This window comes from Thiohalocapsa sp. (assembly GCF_019695415.1).
Classification (GTDB): Bacteria; Pseudomonadota; Gammaproteobacteria; order Chromatiales; family Chromatiaceae; genus Thiohalocapsa.
Genome location: NZ_JAIFKJ010000093.1, coordinates 796 through 6,376, shown reverse-complemented (window position 1 = coordinate 6,376; position 5,581 = coordinate 796). Strand labels below are relative to the sequence as shown.

At 67.0% G+C, this 5,581-nt stretch carries 4 protein-coding genes; 1 reads left to right on the top strand and 3 read right to left on the bottom strand.

Going from position 1 to position 5,581, the window contains the following annotated elements:
- Both I6U14_RS01760 and tig read right to left on the bottom strand, forming a co-directional pair.
- On the bottom strand, positions 1–533 hold a 533-nt coding region (locus I6U14_RS01760), incomplete at its 3' end, for an ATP-dependent Clp protease proteolytic subunit (RefSeq protein WP_296896377.1).
- Between the two features lie 234 nt (positions 534–767).
- Positions 768–2,066, bottom strand: a complete 1,299-nt coding sequence (gene tig / locus I6U14_RS01755) for a trigger factor (RefSeq protein WP_296896375.1) — start codon at positions 2,064–2,066, stop codon at positions 768–770.
- Positions 2,067–2,301: 235 nt separating this feature from the next.
- On the opposite strand from tig, the gene alr reads away from it, so the two are divergent.
- Positions 2,302–3,387 carry an alanine racemase gene (gene alr, locus I6U14_RS01750; RefSeq protein ID WP_296896374.1) on the top strand — a complete coding sequence of 362 codons (1,086 nt, stop codon included), beginning with the start codon at positions 2,302–2,304 and terminating at the stop codon, positions 3,385–3,387.
- Between the two features lie 21 nt (positions 3,388–3,408).
- Here the strand turns inward: alr and I6U14_RS01745 are convergent, their stop codons facing one another.
- The gene (locus tag I6U14_RS01745; protein WP_296896373.1) at positions 3,409–4,758 is read right to left on the bottom strand and encodes a DUF3422 family protein; all 1,350 of its coding nucleotides are present in this window, start codon (positions 4,756–4,758) and stop codon (positions 3,409–3,411) included.
- Between the last annotated feature and the right edge of the window lie 823 nt (positions 4,759–5,581).

The following is a 5,581-nucleotide window of genomic DNA, read 5'->3' as shown; positions in this document are numbered from 1 at the left end:
TTCTCGATGGGCTGACCCGTGTGCTCGGCCAGGATCTGGTTGAGGTGCTCGCGGATCCGCAGGATCTCCCGGGCGTGGATGTCGATGTCCGTGGCCTGGCCTTGGAACCCGCCCAGCGGCTGGTGAATCATCATCCTCGAGTGCGGCAGACAGAAACGCTTACCCGCGGCTCCACCCGCCAGCAGCAACGCCCCCATGCTCGCCGCCTGGCCGATGCACATGGTGCTGACCTCCGGGCGGATGAAGCGCATGGTGTCGTAGATGGCCAGGCCAGCCGTCACGGAGCCGCCGGGCGAGTTGATGTAGAAGTGGATGTCCTTGTCGGGATTCTCGGACTCCAAAAAGAGCAGCTGCGCGACCACGAGGTTGGCCACGTGGTCCTCCACCGGACCCACCAGAAAGACGACCCGCTCTTTGAGGAGCCGGGAGAAGATATCGAAGGAGCGCTCACCGCGGGCGGTCTGCTCGATGACCATCGGGATCAGGCCTAAGGCCTGCGGCGACGGCGGACGCTGGTCAAAAGTGTCGGTCATGGTTGTCTGGCCTCGATGACGGGCGACGGGCTCAATCGGGTCACGCATAGCGGGGCTTGCGGCCACCACCCAGAAAACTGCTTGCCCCAGCGGACATGGGGTTCCGGCAAGGCTCTCGCAACGAACACCGTCGCGATGTCCGTTAGGCCACTCCTCCACGCAACAGGCTCGGCGCCGTGGGTGCCGCGGCGCCGATCTGGCTTGGCGATGCAAGGAGCACAGACCTATCGGGCTTCAGCGGCTGGCGTCGCCGCTTTCGGTCAGCGCAGCGAAGGTGCTGGCCTCGTCTTCGACGCTTGCGGTGGCAAGCATACGCTCCACCACCAGCTCCTCCAGAGCAAGCGCCTCCACAGAGGAGAGCCTCTGCGGATCGGCATAGTAGTAGTTGATGACATCCTCCGGGCGTTCGTAGGTGGCGGCCAGCTCTTCTACCAAGGCACGCACCCGCTCGGGGCTCGGCCGCAGGTCGTGCTGCTTCACCACCTCGGCAATCACCAAACCGAGCTTGACGCGACGCTCGGCGGACTCGGCAAAGAGCTCGTCCGGCAGATCCACGTTGCCGCCGCCGACGCTGTCCAGAGTCTGCTGCTTGAGCGCCCCGATCTCCTCGCTTACCAACACCGCCGGCAACACCAAGGGGTTGGCCTCTAACAAGGCATCCATCACTTGGCTCTTGACCTTGGCCTCGATGCGCTGGCGCAGCTCCCGCTCCATGTTGCTGCGCACATCGGCTCGGAAGCTCTCCAGAACCCCGTCGTCGACGCCGAAGGCCGCCATGAAGTCCGCATCGACGTCCGGCAGCTGCGGTGCCGCAACGGCCTCGACGCTCACCTGGAACTGCGCCGCGCGGCCCGCAAGGTCTTTGTTGTGATAGTCCTCAGGAAAGGTGACGTCGACCGTGCGCTCCTCGCCGGCGGCGGCACCTTCGAGCTGGGACTCGAAGCCGGGGATGAAGCTGCCGCTGCCCAGCACCAGCTGACGGTGCTCGCCGCTGCCACCCTCGAAGGGCTCGCCATCGATGCTGCCCACAAAGGACAGGGTCACGCGGTCACCGTCCTGGGCGGCGCGGTCCACGTCCGCGAAGGTGCGGCGCTGCTCGCGCAGGCGCTCGATCATGCGGTCGACGTCGGCGTCCGTCACTTCGGCGACAGGCCGCGCGATGCGCTCGCCCGAGAGGTCTTTCAGCTCGATTTCGGGCAGCACCTCGAACTTTGCCGTGTAGGCGTAGCGGCGGCCGGCGATGTCGATATCAGGCTCGATCTGCGGCCGTCCCGCCGGACGCAGCTCCTGCTCGGCGACGGCCTGGGAGAAGGAGGTCTGCACCATCTCACCCAACACTTCGCCGCGCACGCTCTCGCCGAAGCGCTGCCGCAGGACCCGCATGGGCACCTTTCCCGGCCGGAAGCCGGGAAGCCGCGCCTGCCGGGCCACATCCCGCAGCTTTCGGTCGACCTGTTGCTCGACATCGTCGGCGGGCAATTCTACGGTCATGCGGCGGGCGAGCCCCTCGCCGTCCTCCACGGTCACTTGCATGGTCCAGCGCTCCTGAATGCTTGCTGCGGCGTATCAGAAAAACGCGTCAGTATAAGCTTTGGAGACGATCCACTCCAAGCACCGGCGATCGCGTTGCGACCGCTCCGCGGCCTTTTGCCCCCGCTTCGGCGCGCACAGCTCGGACCAAGCCCTTGCGCATGCTGCGCCTGGGGCGGCAGCATCTCCCCGTAGAGCCGGCCCTATCCGGCGTGCTTGCAGCCTCGAGACAGTGTTTATGGCCCGCCCCACACGCGCCCGCGTCGACCTCGCCGCGATTCGACACAATTACCGGTATGCCAAGGCGCAGGCGCCTGGGGCCAGGGCGCTGGCCGTAGTGAAAGCCGACGCTTATGGCCACGGCGCCGTTGCCGTTGCACGAACACTGGCGGCGGAGGCGGATGCCTTCGCAGTGGCTTGCACGGAGGAGGCCCTGGAACTGCGTGAGGCCGGCATCAGCAACCCCATCGTGCTGCTGGAAGGCATCTTCGAGCCGATGGAATTGCAGGCACTGGACCGAGCCGAGCTCACGCCAGTGGTCCACCAGGCCGAGCAGCTGGACTGGCTCTGCGAGGCGCGCGCGAGCAAGCCCTTTCCGGTCTGGCTCAAGATGGATACGGGCATGCATCGGCTGGGGTTCACCCCCCCGGACTTCGCGGCCGCGTACGCTCGACTCAAAGCCTGCGCGCACGTGAGCGAAGTGGTGTTGATGACACATCTCGCTTGCGCAGACGAGCCGGAGCACCCGGCCACCCAAGCGCAGCTCGCTTGCTTCTCGGCGCATGCCGGCGGCCTGCCCGGCGCCCGCAGCATCGCCAATTCGGCTGCCGTGCTGGCCTGCCCCGCTGCCCACGGCGACTGGCTGCGTCCCGGTATCATGCTCTATGGCGCTACACCCTTCGGCGAGCAGCACCCATCGGCCCGTGCGCTGCGACCTACCATGCACCTGGAATCAGAGCTCATCAGCGTGCGAGGGCTCGCCCCCGGCGAGGCCATCGGCTATGGCGGGCGATTCGTCTGCACGGCGCCGACACGGGTGGGCGTCGTCGCCGCCGGATATGCGGACGGCTATCCCCGCCACGCAAAAGACGGCACACCGGCAGCCGTCAACGGCAAGCACACCCGCATCATCGGCCGCGTGTCCATGGACATGCTCACCGTGGACCTCACGGCTCAGCCGCAGGCGCAGCCAGGCGATCCCGTACAGCTCTGGGGGGACCTGGTGGCCGCCAACGACGTGGCCGCAGCAAGCGATACGATCGCCTACCAGCTGTTCACTGGGCTGTCTCGACGCGTGCCTATCAGCTACTCGGACACGGACTGACTGCGCCGAGCGGCGGTCGCGCTAGTCGGCCGGATCCGCATCTCGGTGCAATCGGCGCTTGGTGCGCTTGAGCCCGATCCAGGCAGCGCCTACCACCAGCGGCAGCGCCAGCATCGCGCCCAGCACGGGGTCGACGGGCAATCCGACCTCAGCGAGCCCCTTCAGCAGGTAACCCACCAGTCCGAGGCCATAGTAGCTGATGGCCACCACCGACAAGCCCTCCACCGTCTCTTGCAAGCGTAACTGCAGGCGCGCACGCCGGTCCATGGAATCGAGCAGGCTGCGGTTCTGCTCTTGCAGGCGTACCTCCACCCGCGCACGCAGCAGTGCCGTCATGCGCGCCGCACGCTCGGCGAGGGTATGCTGTCGCCGCCCGGTGGCCATGCAGGTGTTCACGGCCGGCAGCAGACGCGCCTCCAGGAACTCGGTGAAGGTGGGCAGACCCTGGATGCGCTCCTGGCGCAGCTGCTCGAGGCGTTGCCGCACCACCTCGTGGTAAGCCGCCGTCGCATCGAAGCGTGAGGCCGTACTAGCGGCGACGGACTCGATCTCGGCGGCAACGTCAGTGAGCTCCGCCAGCATGGCCCGCTCCGACAGTGTGTCGCCGGCGCCGCCGGCCTCGGCGCGGCCGCGGCCTGCGCCCCGACCCATGCGCCCGGCCAGTTCGGCGAGGCGCCGCTCCGCATCGCTCAGGATGCCAGCAGCCGAGCGCGCCGCCGGCAGACCGAGCAGCGCCATGGCCCGATAGGTATTGACATCCAGTACACGCTTGACGAGCCGCCCAGCCTGCGTGTCCGTGAGCCCACAGTCCCGCAGCAGGATGCGTCCGAACCCGTCCGCGTGGATACGAAGGTCAGACCAGGCAAGCCCGGCGCCGCCTGCCACGCGGGCACCGATAATCGGATGGCCGCCAAACAGGGTCATGAGGTCGGAAGCGGTGCGCTCGGGCATGTCAGCGGATTCCAGCACCAGGTGCACCGCAGTCACCACCTGGCCCGGCAAAGCCGCAAGCCACCTCGGCGGCAGCGCGGCGAGTGGCGCCTTGGCAAACGGATGGTCCGCTGCTCGGTCCGGTGACAGGGAACGGGTAAAACTGTAAGTGACAAACTCCGTGTGCCGCTCCCAGCGCAGGCGCAGCTCCCCCAGATCCACGAAGTAGTACTGACCCACCTCGGCCGCATCCGGCGTCGCCACGCCGAAGTGCGACAAGAGCCGCAACAAATGGGCGACATTGACGCCGCTGCCGCGCTCTCCGCAGACATAAGCAAGGTGTGCCACCGCCGCGGGGGCACGCACCGCCTCGAAGGTGCGCACATGCAGCTCTTGCGTCACTGCGTGGCGCAGTGGATGGTCCGGGAATGGCAGAGACATGACGTGGTAGGCGCGCAGCGTGTATCAGGTGGCCGACGGACTACCGTGCAGTCGAAGGGCGGGGCGTCCTTGGACGGGACCGACTTCGCACCGTCGCCTCACCCGACCCGTAGTTCGCGACCTACAGGCTATCGCGAGCGAATGACCTTCGCTACCGCGCAGGTTCCGAACGCCGGCCGGCGCGGGCAAGCACCAGCGCCTGGGCACAGGGAACCGCATGGACGGGCACGTGCGCGTCCTGGCGCCCGCACCCGGCCGAAGTAATCGCTAGATTACGCCAAGCGTAACGGCGACCAGGGTCGTGGCCATGAGCAGTGTACAGGCGAGTGCCCGCGCAGTGCCGTCGGCCGCGTTCGCCAGTGTCAACGCTTCGACATGGACTCGGGGAAGCTGCTTTTGACGCCGCATGACTCTGATTCCCTCCTCCACCAGGTGGCATAGCCCAATGGCTTGCCTGAATAGCCACGACCAGCGAGCGCAGGCCGGGGCGGGGATGTTGGGGTGGTTGATCGTCGCGGATGAGGATTCTCAGCGACCAGGCCGCCCGCAAGAGCCCGTATGGGCCCGTCCCTCGGGCGCGCAGTCGCGCGGTGCTATACGGGCTCTTACCCTAAGAATAGTTCATACAATCCCCAAGATTTGGACGAGTGCCAGAACACTGAGGACTTGGTGGGAAAGTGGATCGGCACGGCTTGGTGACCGGGGCGGGACTCGAACCCGCATGGCACAAGCCAAGGGATTTTACGTCCCTGTGTGCTCCCAGTTTAACACCCCCGGCGGCGGCCGGCGAGCGGTTCCAGTATGGGGGGGGCCTCGACGCGGG